The organism is Rahnella sp. PD4 (assembly GCF_049199325.1).
Lineage (GTDB): Bacteria > Pseudomonadota > Gammaproteobacteria > Enterobacterales > Enterobacteriaceae > Rahnella > Rahnella perminowiae.
Genome location: NZ_JBLZQF010000006.1, coordinates 93317 through 115221, shown reverse-complemented (window position 1 = coordinate 115221; position 21905 = coordinate 93317). Strand labels below are relative to the sequence as shown.

Here is a 21905-nt window from a genome sequence, read left to right as displayed (position 1 = left end):
TAATGATCGTCGAAAGTCATTCTTTGCTTGTTGCGGCTATTTTGGGGGTGGTTGAAGGGCTCACGGAGTTTTTGCCTGTCTCTTCTACCGGTCATTTGATTATTGTCGGGAATCTTCTTGGCTTTACCGGGGATACCTCAAAATCATTTGAAGTCGTTATTCAGTTAGGTTCCATTTTGGCTGTGGTTGTGATGTTCTGGCGTCGTTTGTTCAGCATGTTAGGTTTGCATTTCGGTAAACCGCCTGTTCACGAAGGCACCGGTTTTCGCCGTTTGAATTTATTACATATTATATTGGGAATGGTTCCGGCAACGGTTGTGGGGCTGCTTTTGCACTCTCAAATCAAAACGTTGTTTGAGCCAAAATATGTCATGTACTCGCTGGTTGTCGGCGGTATCTTGCTGATTGCTGCTGAATTGCTGAAACCCAAAAAACCGCGTGCCGAGGGCGTGGATGACATCACCTACGTCCAGGCATTTATGATCGGTGTTTTCCAGTGTCTGGCGCTCTGGCCGGGGTTCTCCCGTTCAGGGGCGACCATCAGTGGCGGGATGTTAATGGGAATTAGCCGTTTTGCGGCGTCTGAGTTCTCTTTCCTGCTGGCGGTGCCGATGATGATGGGGGCGACGGCTCTGGATTTGTACAAGAGCTACAGCTTCCTGAACATGTCAGATTTACCGATGTTTGTCACAGGGTTTGTCTCTGCATTCATTGTTGCGCTGATCGCGATTAAAACCTTCCTGGCGGTGATTAAACGTATTTCGTTTATCCCGTTTGCGATTTACCGTTTCTTCGTGGCAATTGCCGTGTATTTTGTGTTCATTGCCTGATTTTTGCTTGCCCTGAGGCCATAAAAAGCCCCGCACGGTGAATAACCGGCGGGGCTTTTCTTATGAAAAAAGTCAGCGTTTAGCTCGCCGCATCCTGGGTTTGTTTCCAGTCGGCCAGCGCCTGAGTACGGCGTTTCTTCAGTTCATCGCGGATAGCCATACCCTGGAAACCGGCATCCAGCACATCTTTATTTGTCACGCTGCGGGCAACGTTAAAGGCTTCTCGCAGGTAATCGCCTTGCGGATACGGATTATTTTCAAAGGTCGTCCGTCCGCGTGCGTCGGCTTCACTGGTCATAATCATCTGTTCAAGCCGCTGAGGTTTGCGCCAGACATCAATGGTATCGAACAGTTTTAACAGGGTTTCCGGACGCAGTTTATTCACGGTATGAATCAAATCATGAAACTCCGCGACCAGTTTCGCTAAATCACGAATGTGTGTCGGCACTTTCAGCCGCTGGCAGAGTTTTTCCACCAGTTTTACGCCTGCCGGGCCATGTCCGTGATGAGCAGGCCAGAATTGCGGCGGCGTCAGGGCCTTACCCAAATCATGGCAAAGTGCTGAAAAACGCACATCAACGTCAGGTGTCAGGGTACTGGCGATTTTCAGTGTCATCAGCGTATGGATGCCGGTATCAATTTCCGGGTGCCATTTCTCCGGCGCAGGCACGCCAAATAATGCATCAATTTCAGGGAACAGAACTTTCAGGGCACCACAGTCACGCAGCACCTGGAAAAAGACCTGCGGGTCCTGCGTTTGTAATGCTTTTTCTGTTTCTTTCCACACACGTTCAGATATCAGGGCTTCCAGCTCGCCGCTTTCCGCCATCTGTTGCATCAGAGCCTGCGTTTCCGGGGCGACCGTGAAACCTAAATGCGCGAAGCGTGCTGCAAAGCGGGCAACTCGCAGAACACGCAGCGGATCCTCGCCGAAAGCATCGGAAACGTGGCGCAGCAGACGCTGTTCTATATCACGCTGGCCGTGGTATGGATCGAAAAGTTCGCCGTCTTTGCTTTTGGCGATGGCATTGATGGTCAGATCCCGACGCATTAAATCTTGTTCCAGCGTCACATCGGGGGCGGCGTAACAGGTGAAACCGTTATAACCGGAGCCCGATTTTCGCTCAGTACGGGCCAGCGCATATTCATCATGAGTCACCGGATGCAGGAAAACCGGGAAATCTTTACCGACCTGCTGATAACCCTTTTCGAGCATGTATTCAGGCGTGGCGCCTACCACGACCCAATCGTGTTCAGACACAGGCAGGTTTAATAAACTGTCTCGGACTGCGCCGCCGACCAGGTAAATCTCCACGCGATAACTCCTGAAATTAGCTTATTCCAACGCATCATGTCGCTGAAAACAGAAAAGGAACCCTGCCTTTATCATAGCAAAGTTGTGTTGTTGATTTCCCGGGCTGATGATTTCCTGACAAAAACAAACACGAAAAGGCACCGGAGTGCCTGAGCAATGACAAGAGATCACGAGTCTTGCGTGGGAGCCTTCAGCTCATCCAGCGATCTTTTTTCCTGCGACGCGGAACCAGATGTGGCAATACCAGCCCCAGCACCAGACCGACACCTGCGACACCACCGCCATACATAAACCATTGTAAAATAATGGTTCTTTGTTTGTCATCGAGCTGGACATTCACGGCATCAACTTTCTTTTTAGCAACGATCAGCTGATTTTTCAGATCCTGATTTTCTTTCTTCAGACCATCAATAATACCGTCACTCGACGAGACTTTGGACTGCATTTGGGCCGTGCGCTGATTCCAGCTGGAATCAATGTTGTTCAGCTTGTCGGTCAGCGTTTTCACCTGTTGTTCCAGATCCGGAACGCGGGTACGCAGGCTCGGCACATTGCTTAACTGATCAAGTGGGATCCAGGCTGTTTTGCCTTTCGAATCAACGATCTCACCGTATTTTGTGCTCTCGTTGACACTGCGCAGGGTGACTTCTTCACCGGCATTCAGAGTGCCTACGATACGATACTGATTACCCGGACCGCTGTGGATATAGGTGATCAAATCGTCGGAGATATAGCGCTTCTCATCAGCGTGAGCGCCCCATGTCATGCTTAAACCAAGCAAAGCGAAACCAATTAGGCGTAATTTCTGCATTATTTCATCGTTTCTTTGTGAATTTAGGGAACGTGAAGTGTGGATCCGTTTTATCGGGATACGTCTTCTGGCAACCGCCACTGTCCGGCCATTGCACTCATATAGGTACTAAAAGTTGGAGACCGATAGTAAGGGCAACAGTGTGACGACGCAACGTATAAACCGGAATGAGAACTATCTTACAATCCCGCAACATGCGGCTTGCGCGCTGTGCTTATGATAGAATTGCAGCGACGCGTTAATCCCTTTTGGCAGCAAAGCATCGGTGTGAAGACTCATATGACCGTAGAAATAGAATTAAAATTTATCGCCACCCCGGCCGCAATCGCCGAATTACCTTCGCAACTCGCTGGTTTTAACAGTGAGCACACCGCGCCTTCAAAACTGACCAACATCTATTTTGAGACTGCGGAAAACTATTTACGTTCGCATGACATGGGTCTGCGCATACGTGGTTTTGACGATCAGTATGAAATGACCATCAAAACCGGTGGCAAAGTGGTGGGTGGGTTACATCAGCGCCCGGAATACAACGTTGAGCTGAAAAAGCCGGTGTTGAAACTCAGCGCGTTCCCGAAAGATATCTGGCCGGAAGGCTGCAAGCCCGCTGCTTTACAGAAAGAACTCGCTCCGCTGTTCCGCACGGATTTTACTCGCGAGAAGTGGGTAATTACTTACGGCGAAAGCGAGATAGAACTTGGGTTAGATCAGGGTGAGGTGGTCGCCGGCGAACTCACCGAACCGCTGGCTGAAATCGAACTTGAGCTGAAAAAGGGTAACACCGCCGATTTACTGGCACTGGCGGCAGAAATCGGTGCTCATGGCGGCTTACGTCAGGGCGGTTTCAGCAAGGCGGCTCGTGGTTATCACCTCGCGAAGGGCAATCCTGCGCGCGACATTAAACCGCTGCCGGTGTTTAAAGCGAAGCCGAAAGCCACGGTTGAACAGGCTATGTCTGCGATGTTCGAACTGGCGCTGGATCACTGGCAATATCATGAAGAACTGTGGGTTCGCGGCGACAAAACTGCACGTCTGAGCGTATTGCAGGCGGTGGAAACCGTGCGTCAGATTCTGGTACTGTTCGGCGGGCTGGTGCCGCGTAAAGCGTCCGCAGAACTGCGCACATTGCTGACTGATCTGGTGCCGGTACTGGAACAGAAATCGGCGGATGCGCAGGAAATTTGTTATGGCACTGCCTGTCTGAAGTGCAAGTTAGTGCTTACTTCCTGGCTGGCAACCTCAGGCTGGACGCCGTTTATTGATGATAAATCTGCGAAGAAACTGGACGCTTCCTTCAAACGTTTTGCTGACATCATGCTCGGTCGTACCGCAGCGGATCTGAAAGAAGCCTTTGCGCAGCCACTGACGGAAGAAGGTTATCGCGATCAGCTGGCGCGCCTGAAACGTCAGATTATTACCTTCCATTTGCTTGCCGGTGCTTACCCTGAAAAAGACGTCGATGCGTATATTGCCGGCTGGGTGGATCTGCAACAGGCCATCGTTCAGCAGCAACACGCCTGGGAGGATTCGGCCCGTTCTCACGCGGTGATGATGGATGCTTTCTGGTTAAACGGACAACCTCGTTAACTGACTGACTGACTAGCCTGGGCAAACTGCCCGGGCTTTTTTTTGCAAGGAATCTGATTTCATGTTGCCACTTTCTTCTGTTTTGCAAAGCCATGCGCAGAGTTTGCTTGAACGCTGGCGTGAACATCCTGACAACCTGCCCCTTCCCGATGATCAACAACTGGCCATTCTGAGCAGCAGTGAATTCGTGACGGACAGTTTGCTGGCGTTTCCGCAGTGGTGGCATGAAATTGACCAAAATCCCCCCCAGGCACAGGAGTGGCAACTTTACCGCCAGTGGCTGGAGGGATCGCTGACACAGGTGACCGATGAAGCCGGCTTAATGAAAGCGCTGCGTCTGTTTCGCCGGCGTATTCTGACCCGCATTGCATGGTCGCAGTCAGCACAAACCAGTGAAGCGAAAGATACGCTTCACCAGTTGAGCGAACTGGCAGAGTTACTGATTGTCAGTGCCCGTGACTGGTTATATGAAGCCTGTTGCCGTGAGTTCGGTACGCCGGTCAATGCGGCAGGAGAAGCGCAACGTATGCTGATCCTCGGGATGGGGAAACTGGGCGGAGGTGAACTTAATTTCTCTTCGGATATCGACCTGATTTTTGCTTATCCGGAAAATGGCCAGACCCGCGGCGGACGCCGTGAACTGGATAACGCGCAGTTTTTCACCCGCCTTGGTCAGCGTCTGATCAAGGCACTGGATCAGCCGACTATCGATGGTTTTGTCTATCGCGTGGATATGCGTTTGCGCCCGTTCGGCGACAGCGGCCCGCTGGTGATGAGCTTTCCCGCACTGGAAGATTATTACCAGGAGCAGGGGCGCGACTGGGAGCGCTACGCGATGGTGAAAGCGCGTCTGATGGGCGGTGCGGAGGATATCAGCAGTCAGGAACTGCGAAAAATGCTGATGCCTTTTGTTTTCCGCCGCTATATCGATTTCAGTGTGATCCAGTCCCTGCGCAACATGAAAGGCATGATCGCCCGCGAAGTACGCCGCCGTGGTCTGAAAGACAACATTAAACTCGGTGCGGGCGGTATCCGTGAGATTGAATTTATTGTGCAGGTATTCCAGCTGATCCGTGGCGGACGTGAACCGGCATTGCAGCAACGTGCGTTGCTGCCCACGCTCCAGGCGCTGGAAAATCTGGGCCTGCTGCCGGTAGAACAGGTGTTGCAGTTGCGTAACAGTTATCTGTTTCTGCGCCGCCTGGAAAACTTATTGCAGGCGATAGCGGACGAGCAAACTCAGACCTTGCCGTCGGATGAACTGAATCAGGCGCGTCTGGCGTGGGGGATGGATTACGCCGGCTGGCCACAGCTTCTGGATGCCGTGAATGCTCACATGCAGGCTGTGCGCTCGGTGTTTAATGAGCTGATAGGCGATGATACGCCAGATGCCGAAGACGATGTGCAACTCGCCCATTTCAGCAGCTTATGGATTGATGCACTGGAGCCTGACGAGCTGGCCCCGCTGGTACCGCAACTTGACGAAAACGCGCAACGGCATGTTTTGCATCAGATTGCTGATTTTCGCCGTGACGTGGATAAACGTACGATCGGGCCACGCGGGCGTGATCAACTGGATTTGCTGATGCCGCGTTTACTGGCGCAGGTCTGTACCTATAAAAATGCCGATGTCACGTTACAGCGGCTGATGCAGTTACTGCTTAATATCGTCACGCGCACGACATATATCGAGTTGCTGGTGGAATATCCCGGTGCGCTCAAACAGTTAATCCGTCTGTGTGCCGCCTCGCCGATGGTCGCGACACAACTTGCACGTCATCCTTTATTGCTCGATGAACTGCTCGACCCGCGCACGCTTTACCAGCCGATTGAGCCGGGCGCTTACCGCGACGAACTGCGTCAGTATCTGATGCGGGTGCCAACAGAAGACGAAGAACAGCAGCTTGAAGCCGTGCGCCAGTTCAAACAGGCCCAGCATTTGCGTATCGCAGCCGGGGATATTTCCGGGGCATTGCCGGTGATGAAAGTCAGTGACCATTTAACCTACCTTGCCGAGGCCATTCTCGATGTCGTGGTGCAGCATGCGTGGGAACAAATGGTCGTAAAATACGGGCAGCCCGCGCATCTTCAGCACCGTGAGGGGCGCGGTTTTGCCGTGGTCGGTTACGGGAAACTCGGTGGCTGGGAGCTGGGTTATAGCTCAGATCTGGATCTGGTCTTCCTGCTCGATTGCGCGCCGGAGGTGATGACGGACGGCGAACGCAGCATCGACGGACGTCAGTTTTATCTTCGGCTGGCGCAGCGCATTATGCACTTATTCAGCACCCGGACATCGTCAGGCATTCTTTACGAGGTTGATCCGCGTCTGCGACCTTCCGGCGCATCCGGCATGCTGGTCAGTACCATTGAAGCGTTTGCAGATTATCAGGCCAATGAAGCCTGGACGTGGGAGCATCAGGCGCTGGTTCGCGCGCGCGTGGTTTACGGGGATCCGCAACTGACACAGCAATTTAACGCCACGCGTCGCGACATTCTTTGCCGCCAGCGCGATGGCGACGGCCTGCGTAAGGAGGTCCGTGAAATGCGCGAGAAAATGTATGCCCATCTGGGGAGTAAAAAAGCCCACGAGTTTGATCTGAAAGCCGATCCGGGTGGCATCACGGATATTGAATTCATTGCACAATACCTGGTTCTGCGTTTCGCGCATGATGAGCCGAAGCTGACGCGCTGGTCTGATAACGTGCGGATTTTTGAACTGATGGCACGATATGACATCATGCCGGAAGAGGAAGCGCGCCATCTGACGCAGGCTTATGTGACGCTGCGCGATGAAATTCATCATCTGGCGTTGCAGGAACACAGCGGGAAAGTGGCCGCGGACAGCTTTGCTACTGAGCGCGCGCAGATCCGTGCCAGCTGGGCAAAGTGGCTCGGCTGAGGGTTTTTATTCGGCTAACAGGCGCTTGTGATATTATCCGGCGCATTGTATTTACCCGATTTGATTTATCTGTTTTGGAGTCTTGGGATGAAAGTGACTTTGCCTGATTTTCACCGCGCAGGTGTGCTGGTTGTCGGTGACGTAATGTTAGACCGTTACTGGTATGGCCCGACCAATCGTATTTCTCCGGAAGCTCCGGTGCCGGTGGTGAAGGTCAGTACCATTGAAGAGCGGCCTGGCGGTGCAGCTAACGTGGCGATGAACATTTCATCTCTGGGCGCCTCTTCCTGTCTGATCGGCCTGACCGGCGTAGACGACGCTGCGCGTGCCCTCAGTGAGCGTCTGGCAGAAGTGAAAGTTAACTGCGATTTCGTCGCACTATCCACACATCCTACCATCACCAAACTGCGAATTTTGTCCCGTAACCAGCAACTGATCCGCCTCGACTTTGAGGAAGGTTTTGAAGGCGTTGATCTCGAGCCGATGCTGACCAAAATAGAACAGGCTTTACCGCAAAGTGGCGCACTGGTGCTGTCAGACTACGCCAAAGGTGCCCTGACTGAAGTGCAGAAAATGATCCAACTGGCGAGAAAAGCGGGTGTGCCAGTGCTGGTTGATCCTAAAGGATCGGATTTCGAACGTTACCGTGGTGCAACGTTACTGACGCCAAATTTATCCGAATTCGAAGCTGTTGTCGGTCATTGCAAAAACGAAGGTGAAATTGTTACCCGTGGTATGCAGCTGATCGCTGATTTCGAACTTTCCGCGCTGCTGGTCACCCGCTCTGAGCACGGGATGACCTTATTGCAGCCCGGCAAAGCGCCATTCCACATGCCAACGCAGGCGCAGGAAGTGTATGACGTGACCGGTGCCGGTGACACGGTGATCGGCACGCTCGCTGCTGCACTGGCCGCAGGCAATACGCTGGAGGAATCCTGCTTCCTGGCGAACGCCGCCGCCGGTGTGGTCGTGGGTAAACTCGGTACCTCAACCGTTTCTCCGGTTGAACTGGAAAATGCTATCGGCGGACGTTCAGACGTTGGTTTTGGCATAATGAACGAAGAACAACTAAAAGCTGCCGTGGCGATGGCGCGTCAGCGCGGTGAGAAAGTCGTGATGACCAATGGCATCTTCGACATTCTGCATGCCGGACACGTTTCTTATCTGGCGAACGCCCGCAAACTGGGTGACCGTCTGATCGTCGCGGTGAACAGTGATGCTTCGACCAAACGCCTGAAAGGCGAAACCCGTCCGGTGAATGCGCTGCAAAACCGGATGATCGTGCTGGGCGCGCTGGGCGCTGTCGACTGGGTGGTGTCTTTCGAAGAAGACACTCCGCAGCGTTTGATCGCCGGGATCTTGCCAGATCTGCTGGTCAAAGGTGGCGACTACAAGCCTGAGCAAATTGCCGGGAGTCAGGAGGTCTGGGCGAACGGCGGCGAAGTGCGCGTACTGAATTTTGAAGATGGTCTTTCTACCACCAAAATCATCAATCAAATTAAATCGCAGGACTGATTTCCTCTGTCTGGATCAGGTTATTTGCAACGAAGGGCTTATCTGATAAGCCCTTTTCTTTTTGATTTTTCTATCAACGATGAAACGGAAGTGACTCTGTTGTGAGCGGATTAAAACAGGAACTGAGCCTGGCGCAGGGCGTCGGGCTGCTTTCGACCTCATTACTCGGAACCGGGGTTTTTGCGGTGCCTGCACTGGCGGCGGAGCTGGCGCAAAATGACAGCCTGTGGGCATGGCCGGTGCTCATCCTGTTAGTGTTTCCGATAGCCATCGGATTTGCCGCGCTTGGCCGGCATTTCCCCAGCGCGGGCGGCGCGGCGCATTTTGTCGGCAAAGCTTTCGGACCACATATGGCACGGGTTACCGGTTGGTTATTCCTGTCAGTTATCCCGGTCGGGTTGCCCGCCGCGCTGCATATTGCTGCCGGTTTCTGGCAGGCAGCCTTTGGCTGGAGCAGCACAAATCTGTTGCTGGTGCAGCTTGGTACGCTTTTTTTCATCTGGTTCCTCGGCACACGCAGTGCCGGGTCAAGTGCCAATATCCAGACGGTAATCGCATTGCTGGTGATCGCACTGGTGGCGGCGATCTGGTGGAAAGGGAATATTTCTCTGCCTGAAATCCCGCTGCCTGCGGTGCATGACATTTCTCCATCAAATCTGTTTGATGCGCTGGCGGTGATGTTCTGGTGTTTCGTCGGGCTGGAGGCTTTTGCGCATCTGGCGACCGAATTTCGTCATCCGCAACGGGACTTCCCGCGCGCATTATTGATCGGCATGCTGCTGGCGGGCGCGGTTTACTGGGGATGTACGGTGGCGGTGCTGAAATTTCATGCCTGGGGAGAAGGGCGGGAAGCCGGGGCCTCGTTACCGGGTATTGTCGTACAATTATTCGGGCAAAAAGCACTGTGGATCGCCTGCATCATTGGCTACCTGGCATGTTTTGCCAGCGTCAATATTTATACCCAGAGTTTTTCCCGGCTGGTATGGTCGCAGGCGCAGGTTAAACCGCAAAGTGCACTGGCACAGCTTTCCGCTCAGCAGGTGCCGGTTGCCGCGCTGAATCTGGTGGTGGGTTGCTGCGTGTTGTTTACATTACTGATTTACTGGTTGCATCTGCCGCTGGGCGCGCTGATCACTTACGCTAACGGGATTTTCATCCTGATTTATCTGTTATGCATGCTGTCGGGTACCCGGATTCTGAAAGGGCGCTCAAAATGGATGGCGATGCTGGGTGCTGTATTGTGCTGCGGATTGCTGGCTATGGTCGGCTGGAAAGCACTGTACGCGGTCGTGGTGTTTGCAGGATTGTGGCTGTTATTACCCGGTGCTAAAACAGTATTCCGCATACAATAAACCCGATTTTACATAATGAAAGAGCCTGCCAGGCAGGCCCTTTCTGTTTACACAACTCGTAATAATCAGGCCGGATCTTGCGGTTTTTCCGCTTCTGCCTGTTTGCCTTCCAGCACGGACAGGCGTTGTTCCAGCGCGGCCAGTTTTTCACGCGTACGCAGTAAAACCTGGGTCTGAACGTCAAACTCTTCGCGATTGACTAAATCCATGCGGCTGAACTGCGCCTGCAATACCTGACGGATTTTCTTCTCGGCATCCTCACCAAACTCACGGATCCCTTTAGGCATTGATTCGTGAACCTGGCGGGCAATTTGTTCAATTTTTTTCGGGTCAATCATGTTATTTCCTTTTCTAGAAGGAGGTGCTTTTCCATAGTGTAATCGCTGAGGCCGTTTCTATAAACCTTCAGGGGCACTAATTGGCCAAACCGCAGGATTGCCCTGTTGATTTATTGGCGCTATAGTTGTTTTGCTTATTCTCAGGGCGGGGTGAAAGTCCCCACCGGCGGTAAACCACGGAATATCGGAAGCGTTATAATCCCTTCCATGTGGAAGCCCGCGAGCGCTCAATCCTTCGGGATTAGAGGTCAGCAGATCCGGTGTAATTCCGGGGCCGACGGTTAAAGTCCGGATGGGAGAGAGTAACGATTCAAGCCGGGCAAACATGCCCGCTGCGTTATTTTTTATAACTGTAGCACGCCTGATGGCTGCTGCAGCTAGCCTCCTCAAGACGCCCTGATTCTGGTAATCCACATACAGAACATGAGGTTATTTTTACCATGAATCAGACCCTACTTTCCGAATTCGGTACATCAGCTGAACGTGTTGAGCGTGCTATTGACGCCATGCGTAATGGCGTAGGTGTATTGGTACTGGATGACGAAGATCGTGAAAACGAAGGCGATTTAATTTTTGCCGCTGAAAATATGACCGTTGAGCAAATGGCGCTGACCATTCGTCACGGCAGCGGCATCGTGTGCCTGACCATGAACGAAGACAGCCGTAAACGGCTGGATTTGCCAATGATGGTTGAGAACAACTCCAGCCCGTTCCAGACGCCATTTACCGTGACTATTGAAGCGGCTGAAGGGGTAACTACTGGCGTTTCTGCGGCCGACCGTATTACGACTATCCGTGCGGCAATCAAAGACGGCGCGAAACCTTCTGATCTGAATCGCCCGGGGCATATTTTCCCGCTGCGTGCGCAGGCCGGTGGGGTGCTGACCCGTGGCGGTCACACTGAAGCGTCGGTAGATCTGGCAACGCTGGCGGGTCTGAAGCCTTTCGGCGTGCTGTGTGAACTCACTAATGATGACGGCACTATGGCGCACGCGCCGGAAGTGGTGGTGTTTGCCCGTCAGCATAATATGCCGGTAGTGACCATCGCCGATCTGGTGGCCTATCGCCAGGCGCAGACCCGTCAGGCAAGCTAAGCGACGGGTTATGCGTAACAGAAAAGGCCGCCTGTGCGGCCTTTTTGCTTTTTATTGTGAATTATTGCCAAAATTGTGCTTTGAAGAACACCATCCTCCCGCTTTCTTTTGATTTGACTCATCAAATTTATTGAACATCTCCTTCACGGTTACCCGGCTGTCACCGGCCATCAAAAAGAGTAACGTAGTGTTATTACGCGGCAGGTCACTCACCGGCCCGCTCTCTTTTATTTTGGGTAAGGAATTCATGATGACGACTCAACGTATGCCCGCACTCTTCTTAGGCCACGGCAGTCCGATGAACGTGCTGGAAGACAATATTTATACCCGTGCCTGGCATACGCTGGGTGAAACATTACCGCGGCCAAAGGCGATCCTGGCCGTATCAGCTCACTGGTTCACCCGTGGTACTGCGGTTACGGCGATGGAAAACCCGCGCACGATTCATGATTTTGGCGGCTTCCCGCAGGCGCTGTTTGATAAGCGTTATCCGGCACCCGGTTCACCGGCGCTGGCAAAGCGGGTTCAGGAATTACTTAGCCCGGTAAATGTGATTTCAGATACCCGCGAGTGGGGTTTCGACCATGGCACCTGGGGTGTGCTGATCAAGATGTATCCTGACGCGGATATTCCGGTGATCCAGCTGAGTATTGATGGTACACAGCCGCCGGAATACCACTATGAATTGGGTAAGAAGCTGGCGGCGCTGCGTGACGAAGGCGTGATGATTGTTGCCAGCGGTAATGTGGTGCATAACCTGCGGATGGTGAAATGGGGCGGCGATACTGAAGCTTATCCGTGGGCGACGTCTTTTGAGACTTATGTGAAAGACAATCTGCGCTGGAAGGGTGAGGCGAAAGATCATCCTCTGGTGCAGTTTATGGAGCATGAAGGCGGCGCATTATCGAATCCGTCTCCGGATCACTATCTGCCATTGCTGTATGTTTTAGGCGCGTGGAATGGTATTGAGCCGATCACGCAGCCAACGGACGGGATCGTGATGGGATCGCTTTCGATGCTCTCGGTGCAGTTAGGTTAATAGCACTGTCAGCCCGAAATAAAAAGGATAATGAATTTCTTCATTATCCTTTTCTGGTTTTTCATCCGACAATCGTGTGCGGATAAAAACGTGACAGATCCTGGGTGATCAGCGCTTTATCTTCACGGATGCCGATCCCGCAGGGTTGATCATTGACCAGCCAGCTGCCGATCAGGGTGTAACTGCCTTCAAACACTGGCAGCGGATGGAACTGCTGCACGATCATGCCTTCAGCACCGTACGGGCCATCCACACGGGCGACTTCCTGGCCTTTCTCGATGACTTTAATGTTCGCGCCTTCGCGGGAAAACAGCGGCTTCACCACGTAGTGATCCAGTTCCGGATGCTGATCTTCGGCAAAATAAGCCGGTAACAGATTCGGGTGATCCGGGAACATTTCCCATAACAACGGCAGCAAAGCTTTATTCGACACAATGGCTTTCCAGGCCGGTTCCAGCCAGCGTACACCGGCATCTTCCAGCTTGGTCGCGAAGACTTCGCGGAACATGAATTCCCACGGATACAGTTTAAACAGGTTAGAAATCACCTGATCCTGCGTGTCGGTGAATTGCCCGCGTTCCCCCAGACCGATTTCCTCGATAAACAGGAATTCGCTGGCCAGTTCCGCTTCCAGCGCGCAGTCCTGCAAATATTGCACGGTGCCGCGATCTTCTTCGGTGTCCTGACAGCAGGCGATGTGCAGCAGCGAGAAACCATGCTGGTTTTTAAGCCCGGCAAAACGTTCGATCAGCTTTTCCTGCAGACTGTTGTACTGATCAGCATCCTGCGACAAATTGCCTGCCGCAATTTGATCTTCAAGCCACAACCACTGGAAAAACGCCGCTTCATACAAAGACGTCGGCGTATCGGCATTGTTTTCCAGTAATTTCGGCGGATTCACGCCGTCGTAAGCCAGATCCAGACGTGAATACAGGGAAGGCTGTTGCGTGCGCCATGAACTGCGGACAAATTCCCAGACGTGTTTCGGGATCTGGAATTTCGCCATCAGTTTGTCGTCATTCACTACGCGCTCAACGACCTTCAGGCACATCTGATGAATCTCCGCCGTCGCCTCTTCGATCTCTTCAATCTGCGCCAGCGTGAACTGGTAATAAGCATCTTCACACCAGTACGGTTCGCCATACATGGTGTGGAAGTTGAAGCCAAACTCCGTGGCTTTTTCGCGCCAGTCCGGGCGCTCATTAATGGCTAAACGTTTCATCGGTATCTCTTAGCCACCCATGCTGCGGCCAGGGCTGCGTGGCGCCGCAGAGGAGCTGCGCTGCATTGAGGTTTGTTTTGCCACACTGTCGCCAAAACCGCCACGGGTGATGGTGTTGGTCACGGCAGGTTTCGGCGCCATCGCTGTTCTCGGAACGTTCATGGTACGACCGCCCGCTGTTGCGGGGCCGTAGTTTTTACCGGTCGCATCCACGAACTTACCGTTAGCCGGGCTGGCCGGGTTTTTTGAGCTGAACAATGGCTGTTGCGCGTAACCGCCACCGCTCATCATCCGGCCCATCATGTAACCTGCCATCAGCGGCATCCACATGCTGCCGCCGCTGCTCTGGTTTTCGGCCGTGGCGACGCCTGACTGTGCCGGAGCCTGAGTACACTGGCCTTCGCCAAATTCAGCGATACAGTCTTCTCGGCTGGCATATTTAGGTGCGGTTTTTGCCGCTTCCTTTTTCGCTGCATCATACGCTGCAACACATTGCGCACTGCCGGAAGGGTTGGCTTTCGAGCAGTCATCCGCATTCTGATACAGCGAAACGGTTTCGTCGGTTTTCTCGCAGCCGGCAAGCATAAAGACTGCGCTTATCGCCAGGGCGACAGGAGTAATTCTAGAGCTACGCCATGATTTACGGAAGGTAGCCAGGTTAACGTGTTGTGTCCGTTTCATCGTTCTTATCCCATGTTTAGGGCTTTTTTGCCCTTTCCCAGTAGGGTCTAAGAATAGGGGAAAGCGGGTGATTGTTAAAGCAGCGACAGGCAATTGTTACGAGACTTTACAGAGCGGCGTGACTCAGGCAAAAAAAAGCAGCCTTTTCAGGCTGCCTTGATGGAAATGCGGGGGACTTTTCAGAATCAATTCTGGAAAGGATTGCCACTTTTCTTCGGTGTTGCGGTTGCTGTTGTTGCGCTGGCTTTCTGAGCACGAGGCGCAGCTGCCGGGGTGCTTTTGCCGTAACCGTCTGCCGCAGCATCCTGATCAGGTGTTTCTGGTGCCACCTGATCCGGTGCGGTTGGGATGGGTTTACCCAGGGCACCGTTGAGTGCCAGCAGATCGCTTTCGTTCAGTGTACCCAGTGCTGATTTGATGTTCAGCTGATTAATCAGGTACGTATAACGCGCACTGGAAAGTTGCTGTTTGGCGTTATACAGCGTGGTGGTGGCATCCAGAACATCCACAATAGTACGGGTACCGACCTGATAACCGGCTTCCATCGCATCTAAAGAACTCTGAGCAGAAACAACGGCTTGTTTATACGCGTTGATGCTACTGATCGAGGCAGAGATGTTATTGAAGGAAGAACGAACGGTCTGCACGACGCTGCGGTGCGCGCTTTCAAGCTGCTCGCTGGCCCCGACAAAACTGTACTGTGCCTGTTTCACCTGAGAGGTGACAGAACCGCCACTGTACAATGGCAGGGAGAAGCTCAGCCCAATCTTGTTCTGGCCAGCATCGGCGTCCTGATAACTGGAAGAACCACCCGTTTTGTCGCCGTGATATTTGGTATTGCTGATACCGGTTGAGGCAGTCAGATCAACCGTAGGCATATGGCCGGTTTCCGCATAACGAATTTGCTCACGTGCCAGATCCTGTGACAGACGGGCAGACAGCAAGCTCAGGTTACGGCTTTCTGCTTCTTTCAACAGCGTGGCGACCGGTTGCGGGCGCGTGGTGTTGAAGTTATCGACATTCAGCGAAGACAGTTGCGGGTAATACATACCGGTAACCTGACGCAGGGACTCCAGCGCATTATCCAGGTTATTACGCGCAGTCACTTCGTTAGCCAGTACGGTGTCGTATTGTGAACGGGCGTTCTGCACGTCGGTAATCGCAACCAGCCCCACGTTAAAGCGCTGAGTGGTTTGATCTAACTGACGGTAAATAGCCTGTTTCTGTGCTTCGGTATACGAAAGCGAATCGATTGCACTCAATACGTTGAAATAAGCCGTTGCAGTATTGAGGATCAGAGATTGTTGATCCGTCTGGTAAGACACATCCTGAATACCGGCAGTTTTTTCCTGCAGTGTCAGGGCGCGCCATTTTGACATATCAAAGATGGTCTGCGTTAATTGCAGGCTGGCACTGCCAACGTCGCTGTTAACGCCATTCGCATCACGGTACCCATTGGTGTAATTGTAATCCGCACCCAATCCGAGTTGCGGTAATAAAGGACTGCGGCTTTCGTTAATTTTTTCGAATGCAGCATCCCGGTCAGCAGCAGATTTGCGCAGGTCCGGGTTACTTGTCCTGGCTTGCTGATAGACCTGCATCAGGTTTTCGGCCTGGCTTATCGTACTGAAGCCGCCCAGGCTGAGTCCGATGAGAAGGGGGAGCAGTTTCTTCATTTGCATTCCTTGTTGTGCAGCAATGTTGTTATGTATGGTGGCGCAGTCAAATTAACCCATAGACGCGGATTCTAGCAGAGTCAGGCTAGCGGGGCGGTTGGCTTAACGTGCCTTCCCGAGTGAATGAGCCTAAATCTATCACAAACAACCTTGATTATTATTAACGCATTTTCATCAAACTGACCTCAAAGGGCAATAAATTACCTCTGTGAGGGATAAGGAAACATTCCATGTCTTCATTTAAACGGTCACCGGTTACTTTCGGCAAAGATGATGTAGAAATTATTGCACGCGAGACACGATATAAAGGTTTTTTTTCTATTATTGCATATCGGTTTCGCCATCGGCTGTTTAATGGAGAAATGAGCGCAGAAGTCGTCCGTGAAGTTTTTGAGCGCGGCCACGCTGCGGTACTCTTACCTTATGATGCGAAAAGGGATGAAGTTGTGCTGATAGAACAGATCCGCATCCCTGCTTTGGATTCCAGTGATACTCCTTGGCTTCTGGAGATGGTCGCCGGTATCATTGAAGAGGGCGAGACAGTGGAAGATGTTGCCCGCCGCGAAGCACTCGAGGAAGCGAACATTGTGGTGAAACGCTGCAAACCGGCTGTGAATTACCTGGCAAGTCCGGGCGGAACCAGCGAGCGTCTTTCCATTATGGTCGGTGAAGTTGATGCCACGACGGCAGAAGGAATTCACGGTCTGGAAGCAGAAAATGAAGACATCCGGGTACATGTGGTCAGCCGTGAGCAGGCTTACCGGTGGGTGGAAGAAGGAGCGATAGACAATGCGGCGTCAGTGATTGCCCTGCAATGGCTGCAGCTGCACCATGAATCCCTGAAAAAAGAGTGGGCTAACTAATGATTAAGCGCTATACCCCTGACTTCCCTGAAATGATGAGATTGTGTGAAACAAATTTTGCACAATTGCGCCGTTTGATGCCACGCACCGATGAACCTGGTGAAACGGTGACATATCAGGTGAGTAGCGCAACGTATTGCCTGACGATCCTTGAATCAACACGTTATACATCCCTGATAGAAATCAAACAGACTGCGCCGGCCGTGAGTTACTGGAGCCTGCCTTCGCTCACCGTTCGCCTGTATCATGATGCGATGGTGGCCGAAGTGTGTGCGAGTCAGCAGATCTTTCGCTTCAAAGCACGTTATGATTATCCGAATAAAAAGTTGCATCAGCGTGATGAAAAGCATCAAATTAACCAGTTCCTTGCGGATTGGCTGCGTTATTGCCTTGCGCACGGAGCGATGGCAATTCCGGTTTGTTAGACAGACTTCAACAACAAAGGAAACGATTTGGAAAGCCTGTTTACACTGCCTTTGGTGAATGGGGCCAAAGTCAGGATTCTACAGATTACTGATACCCATCTTTTTGCCGGTGAAGATGAAACGTTGTTAGGCGTGAATACGTTTAACAGCTATCGCGCAGTGCTGGACGCCATCAAAGCGCAGCAGCGTGAAGTCGATATTATCGCGGCAACAGGGGACCTGGCACAGGATCAGTCGGTGGAAGCCTACCATCAGTTTGCCCGCGGTATCGGCGAGCTGACCGCGCCCTGCGTCTGGCTGCCGGGCAATCATGATTTCCAGCCTGCGATGGTCAATGCTTTGCAGGATGCGGGGATCAACCCTTCGAAACACGTTCTGCTTGGTGAACATTGGCAAATTATCCTGCTGGATACACAGGTATTCGGTGTGCCGCACGGCGAGCTGAGCGAATATCAGCTGGAATGGATGGAACGCTGTCTGAACGCGTACCCTGATCGTTTTACTTTGTTGATGTTACATCATCATCCGCTGCCTTCAGGCTGCACCTGGCTTGATCAGCACAGCCTGCGCAATGCGCATATGCTGGCGAATACCCTGGTGAATTACCCGAAAGTGAATACGCTGTTGTGCGGACATATTCATCAGGAGCTCGATCTTGACTGGTACGGACGCCGTCTTTATGCGACGCCGTCAACCTGCGTACAGTTTAAACCGCATTGCACCAATTTCACGATTGATACGGTTGCACCGGGCTGGCGTTACCTTGATTTATATCCGGACGGCCGTGTAGAGACTGAAGTCTTCCGTCTGGAAACCAGCGAGTTTCATCCTGACACGGAGTCGGACGGTTACGAATGAACACCTTACTTTACCTGCACGGATTCAACAGTTCTCCGCACTCAGCGAAAGCCACGTCATTAAAAAACTGGCTGGCGGTTAATCATCCCCATATCGATATGATTGTCCCGCAATTACCGCCTTATCCGGCTGACGCCGCGGAAGAACTTGAGAGTCTGGTCATTAGCAATGCGGGTAAAAAACTGGGTATTGTTGGCTCCTCGCTGGGGGGGTATTACGCCACGTGGTTGTCGCAATGTTTTGCCGTGCCGGCCGTGGTGGTGAACCCGGCGGTGAAGCCGTATGAGCTGCTGATCGACTTCCTCGGACAAAACGAGAACCCCTACACCGGCCAGCAATATGTGTTAGAGTCACGCCACGTTTATGATCTGAAAGTCATGCAGGTCGAACCGCTGGAGTCACCGGATTTACTCTGGTTGCTGCAGCAAACGGGCGATGAAATTCTCGATTACCGTCAGGCTGTGGCGTACTACACCACCTGTCGCCAGACGGTCGAACCCGGGGGGAATCACGCATTTGTCGGCTTTGAACGTTATTTTTCGCCGATTGTAGATTTCCTGGAACTGGCCGCAGACTAACATCGTCAGGGTGACTTTTACCCCGGATTTATAGCCTCTGCTTGCTGCCAGTGCTTCCACCCGCCCACATACTGTATCGTTAGCCCACAAACCTATGAGCCACGAATAATCAACGATGAGCCAATCAACTTATAACGCGGATTCCATAGAGGTCCTCAGCGGACTCGAACCGGTGCGCCGCCGTCCGGGCATGTACACCGATACGACCCGGCCAAATCATCTCGGTCAGGAAGTGATTGATAACAGCGTGGATGAAGCATTAGCAGGCCACGCCAAACGCATTGAAGTCATCCTTCACGAAGATCAGTCTCTCGAAGTCATTGATGACGGTCGCGGCATGCCGGTGGATATCCACGCCGAAGAAGGTGTTCCGGCGGTCGAACTGATCTTCTGCCGTCTGCACGCGGGCGGTAAATTCTCCAACAAAAATTACCAGTTTTCCGGCGGCCTGCATGGCGTAGGGATTTCAGTGGTTAACGCCTTATCCAAACGCGTCGAAGTGGCGGTAAAACGCGGCGGCGAAGTGTATGAGATGGCATTTGAAAATGGCGATAAAGTGCAGGACCTGCACGTTACCGGCACCTGCGGTAAGCGCAACACCGGTACCAGCGTTCATTTCTGGCCTGATGGCAGTTTCTTCGACAGTCCGCGTTTTTCGGTCAGCCGCCTCAGCCACTTGCTGAAAGCCAAAGCCGTACTGTGTCCTGGCGTAGAAATCCTGTTTAAAGACAAAGTGAATAACACCGAACAACGCTGGTGTTATGAAGACGGTCTGACCGATTACCTGATGGAAGCAGTCAATGGCCTGATTACGCTGCCAGAAAAAGCCTTTGTCGGGAATTTTGCCGGTGATACCGAAGCGGTCGACTGGGCACTGTTGTGGCTGCCGGAAGGCGGCGAATTGCTGACCGAAAGCTACGTCAACCTGATCCCGACCATGCAGGGCGGTACGCATGTTAACGGTCTGCGTCAGGGGCTGCTTGAGGCCATGCGCGAGTTCTGCGAATTTCGCAATATTCTGCCGCGCGGCGTGAAGCTGTCTGCGGAAGATATCTGGGAACGCTGTGCCTATGTGCTGTCAGTAAAAATGCAGGATCCGCAGTTCGCCGGTCAGACCAAAGAACGCCTGTCCTCGCGTCAGTGTGCGGCCTTTGTTTCCGGCGTGGTGAAAGATGCCTTCAGTCTGTGGCTGAACCAGAACGTTCAGGCCGCAGAACAACTGGCGGAACTGTGCATTTCCAGTGCCCAGCGTCGTCTGCGTGCAGCGAAAAAAGTGGTGCGTAAGAAACTGACCAGCGGCCCTGCGCTGCCGGGCAAACTGGCTGACTGTACATCACAGGATCTGAACATGACCGAACTCTTCCTGGTGGAAGGGGATTCAGCGGGCGGTTCTGCCAAACAGGCGCGCGATCGGGAATATCAGGCGATCATGCCGCTCAAAGGTAAGATCCTCAATACCTGGGAGGTCTCATCCGATGAAGTTCTGGCCTCGCAGGAAGTGCACGATATTTCTGTGGCAATCGGTATTGATCCGGACAGCGAAGATCTGAGCCAGCTGCGTTACGGCAAAATCTGTATCCTGGCGGATGCGGACTCCGACGGTCTACACATTGCCACCTTGCTGTGCGCGCTGTTTGTCCGTCACTTCCGATCCCTGGTGCGTGGCGGCCATGTTTATGTGGCAATGCCGCCGTTATACCGTATCGATCTGGGTAAAGAAGTGTTCTATGCGCTGGACGAGCAGGAAAAAGAAGGCGTGCTGGAGCAACTGAAACGTAAGAAAGGTAAGCCGAACGTACAGCGGTTTAAAGGTCTGGGTGAAATGAACCCGCTGCAACTGCGTGAAACCACGCTCGATCCGAATACCCGTCGTCTGGTGCAACTGACCATCGATGAGGAGGATATCGATCAGACGCTGCGCATGATGGATATGCTGCTGGCGAAGAAACGGTCTGAAGATCGCCGTAACTGGTTACAGGAAAAAGGCGATACCGCCGAACTGGACGTTTAAGCTTCATCGTAAGAAGTCTCTGTAAGCCCGGAGAGGAATGATTCATCTTCCTGCCGGGCGTTTTACCATGTTGTTTTGATTGTTGAGGGCTGAATAGTCCCGTAAGTGAAGCTCAGGAGGAGCAATGCCATTACCTAAAACCGGCGATCTTATTTACGGTCTGCATACAGATTTTGGAAGAAAGCGTTATATGTACTCTGTTAAGGGATTTCAAAACGGGGTAATCACCGCAGATGTTTTTAAAGTCCTCAGGCATGACCAGCCTTGCCGACTTGCGGAACAGGCCTCGCTTGAGCATTTCATTTCATCACACATAAAGTATTGCTCAGCATTAAACGGTGAGCGAAATAATGAAAATTTACGCAGGAAATGCAAGGCCATCATAGAATGGGCCGTGTCGAAAGGGCGAAATATTCATTTCGTGCTGGATGAATTGGATATTACTGCTGTCGCGAATAAATCATACCGTGGTATTAATCCGGATGAAAATAAACCTGAAAAAAACCGTTCAATTACGGGATCTGAATTACGGCATATTTACCGGAACTGGCAAAAATTTAAAAATAACGTTTATTTCTGGTTTGAGCAGACGCCTGTTTCTCCCCCTTGGGAGCAGGACATTGTCATGGACACCCTGATAAAGAAAAACAGACGGCTACAATTGAGCACTGTCGTTCATCGTAAAGAAGTGTGGGCCGCTTATAATGCAACGGTGGGGCTTAGCCGAAATCGCTAGGTTACGTCGCGCTATAACGTGTCTTATAACGATGCGATGAAAATTGCCGGGCTACATTCCGGCGATTTTCATCAG

At 52.4% G+C, this 21905-nt stretch carries 19 protein-coding genes and 1 riboswitch; of the genes, 13 read left to right on the top strand and 6 right to left on the bottom strand.

Annotated elements, in window-relative coordinates; translation table 11 throughout:
* Positions 1-5 precede the first annotated feature (5 nt).
* On the top strand, positions 6-830 hold the full coding sequence (gene bacA, locus ACOZIO_RS16240; protein ID WP_129954630.1) for an undecaprenyl-diphosphate phosphatase: 825 nt from the start codon (positions 6-8) through the stop codon (positions 828-830).
* A 79-nt stretch (positions 831-909) separates the two neighbouring features.
* Here bacA and ACOZIO_RS16235 read toward each other — a convergent pair whose 3' ends face one another.
* Together ACOZIO_RS16235 and ACOZIO_RS16230 are read right to left on the bottom strand one after the other, a co-directional pair.
* Complete coding sequence (locus ACOZIO_RS16235; protein ID WP_217138244.1) at positions 910-2145, bottom strand: multifunctional CCA addition/repair protein; 1236 nt, start codon at positions 2143-2145, stop codon at positions 910-912.
* A 190-nt stretch (positions 2146-2335) separates the two neighbouring features.
* Positions 2336-2956 (bottom strand): TIGR04211 family SH3 domain-containing protein, encoded by a 621-nt coding sequence (locus ACOZIO_RS16230; RefSeq protein WP_129954489.1) that lies wholly within the window; start codon positions 2954-2956, stop codon positions 2336-2338.
* Between the two features lie 279 nt (positions 2957-3235).
* Here ACOZIO_RS16230 and ACOZIO_RS16225 point away from each other — a divergent pair, with 279 nt between their 5' ends.
* The 4 genes from ACOZIO_RS16225 (at position 3236) to yjeH (ending at position 10309) form a co-directional block, all read left to right on the top strand.
* Entirely contained in the window at positions 3236-4543 is a 1308-nt protein-coding gene (locus tag ACOZIO_RS16225) for an inorganic triphosphatase (RefSeq protein WP_129991611.1), read from the top strand.
* Positions 4544-4604: 61 nt separating this feature from the next.
* Positions 4605-7442, top strand: coding sequence for a bifunctional [glutamate--ammonia ligase]-adenylyl-L-tyrosine phosphorylase/[glutamate--ammonia-ligase] adenylyltransferase (glnE, locus tag ACOZIO_RS16220; RefSeq protein ID WP_217221045.1), 2838 nt, complete (start codon positions 4605-4607; stop codon positions 7440-7442).
* 87 nt (positions 7443-7529) lie between these two features.
* On the top strand, positions 7530-8957 hold the full coding sequence (hldE, locus tag ACOZIO_RS16215) for a bifunctional D-glycero-beta-D-manno-heptose-7-phosphate kinase/D-glycero-beta-D-manno-heptose 1-phosphate adenylyltransferase HldE (protein WP_129954495.1): 1428 nt from the start codon (positions 7530-7532) through the stop codon (positions 8955-8957).
* A 101-nt stretch (positions 8958-9058) separates the two neighbouring features.
* A complete protein-coding gene (gene yjeH / locus ACOZIO_RS16210; protein ID WP_129954497.1) occupies positions 9059-10309 on the top strand; it encodes an L-methionine/branched-chain amino acid transporter in 1251 nt (416 codons plus the stop codon).
* Positions 10310-10374: 65 nt separating this feature from the next.
* Here yjeH and ubiK read toward each other — a convergent pair whose 3' ends face one another.
* Positions 10375-10647 carry a ubiquinone biosynthesis accessory factor UbiK gene (gene ubiK, locus ACOZIO_RS16205; RefSeq protein WP_129954499.1) on the bottom strand — a complete coding sequence of 91 codons (273 nt, stop codon included), beginning with the start codon at positions 10645-10647 and terminating at the stop codon, positions 10375-10377.
* A gap of 132 nt (positions 10648-10779) precedes the next feature.
* A riboswitch (FMN riboswitch) is annotated at positions 10780-10955 on the top strand.
* 132 nt (positions 10956-11087) lie between these two features.
* Between ubiK and ribB the strand changes: the two genes are divergently transcribed.
* Complete coding sequence (gene ribB / locus ACOZIO_RS16200) at positions 11088-11741, top strand: 3,4-dihydroxy-2-butanone-4-phosphate synthase (protein WP_129991608.1); 654 nt, start codon at positions 11088-11090, stop codon at positions 11739-11741.
* A gap of 250 nt (positions 11742-11991) precedes the next feature.
* On the top strand, positions 11992-12780 hold the full coding sequence (gene ygiD / locus ACOZIO_RS16195; protein WP_129954631.1) for a 4,5-DOPA dioxygenase extradiol: 789 nt from the start codon (positions 11992-11994) through the stop codon (positions 12778-12780).
* A 61-nt stretch (positions 12781-12841) separates the two neighbouring features.
* On the opposite strand, the gene ACOZIO_RS16190 is transcribed toward ygiD, so the two are convergent.
* The 3 genes from ACOZIO_RS16190 to tolC all read right to left on the bottom strand — a co-directional run bounded on the left by ACOZIO_RS16190 (position 12842) and on the right by tolC (position 16365).
* Complete coding sequence (locus ACOZIO_RS16190; RefSeq protein ID WP_421595498.1) at positions 12842-14002, bottom strand: glutathionylspermidine synthase family protein; 1161 nt, start codon at positions 14000-14002, stop codon at positions 12842-12844.
* A gap of 9 nt (positions 14003-14011) precedes the next feature.
* Positions 14012-14683 carry a DUF1190 family protein gene (locus tag ACOZIO_RS16185; protein ID WP_129954505.1) on the bottom strand — a complete coding sequence of 224 codons (672 nt, stop codon included), beginning with the start codon at positions 14681-14683 and terminating at the stop codon, positions 14012-14014.
* Positions 14684-14868: 185 nt separating this feature from the next.
* Positions 14869-16365 (bottom strand): outer membrane channel protein TolC, encoded by a 1497-nt coding sequence (gene tolC, locus ACOZIO_RS16180; protein ID WP_269154566.1) that lies wholly within the window; start codon positions 16363-16365, stop codon positions 14869-14871.
* Positions 16366-16589: 224 nt separating this feature from the next.
* On the opposite strand from tolC, the gene nudF reads away from it, so the two are divergent.
* From nudF to ACOZIO_RS16150, 6 genes are all read left to right on the top strand, one after another.
* Entirely contained in the window at positions 16590-17222 is a 633-nt protein-coding gene (nudF, locus tag ACOZIO_RS16175) for an ADP-ribose diphosphatase (RefSeq protein ID WP_129954510.1), read from the top strand.
* A complete protein-coding gene (locus tag ACOZIO_RS16170) occupies positions 17222-17647 on the top strand; it encodes a DUF1249 family protein (RefSeq protein WP_015695861.1) in 426 nt (141 codons plus the stop codon). Before nudF ends, ACOZIO_RS16170 begins: the two co-directional genes overlap by 1 nt.
* Positions 17648-17674: 27 nt before the next feature.
* Complete coding sequence (gene cpdA / locus ACOZIO_RS16165; RefSeq protein WP_129954512.1) at positions 17675-18505, top strand: 3',5'-cyclic-AMP phosphodiesterase; 831 nt, start codon at positions 17675-17677, stop codon at positions 18503-18505.
* Positions 18502-19083 carry an esterase YqiA gene (gene yqiA, locus ACOZIO_RS16160; RefSeq protein ID WP_129991606.1) on the top strand — a complete coding sequence of 194 codons (582 nt, stop codon included), beginning with the start codon at positions 18502-18504 and terminating at the stop codon, positions 19081-19083. The genes cpdA and yqiA overlap by 4 nt, the downstream gene beginning before the upstream one ends.
* A gap of 115 nt (positions 19084-19198) precedes the next feature.
* Positions 19199-21094: a DNA topoisomerase IV subunit B gene (gene parE / locus ACOZIO_RS16155; protein WP_129954516.1), complete on the top strand. Its 1896-nt coding sequence runs from the start codon at positions 19199-19201 to the stop codon at positions 21092-21094.
* Positions 21095-21218: 124 nt separating this feature from the next.
* The gene (locus ACOZIO_RS16150; RefSeq protein WP_421595497.1) at positions 21219-21830 is read left to right on the top strand and encodes a hypothetical protein; all 612 of its coding nucleotides are present in this window, start codon (positions 21219-21221) and stop codon (positions 21828-21830) included.
* Positions 21831-21905: the final 75 nt, after the last annotated feature.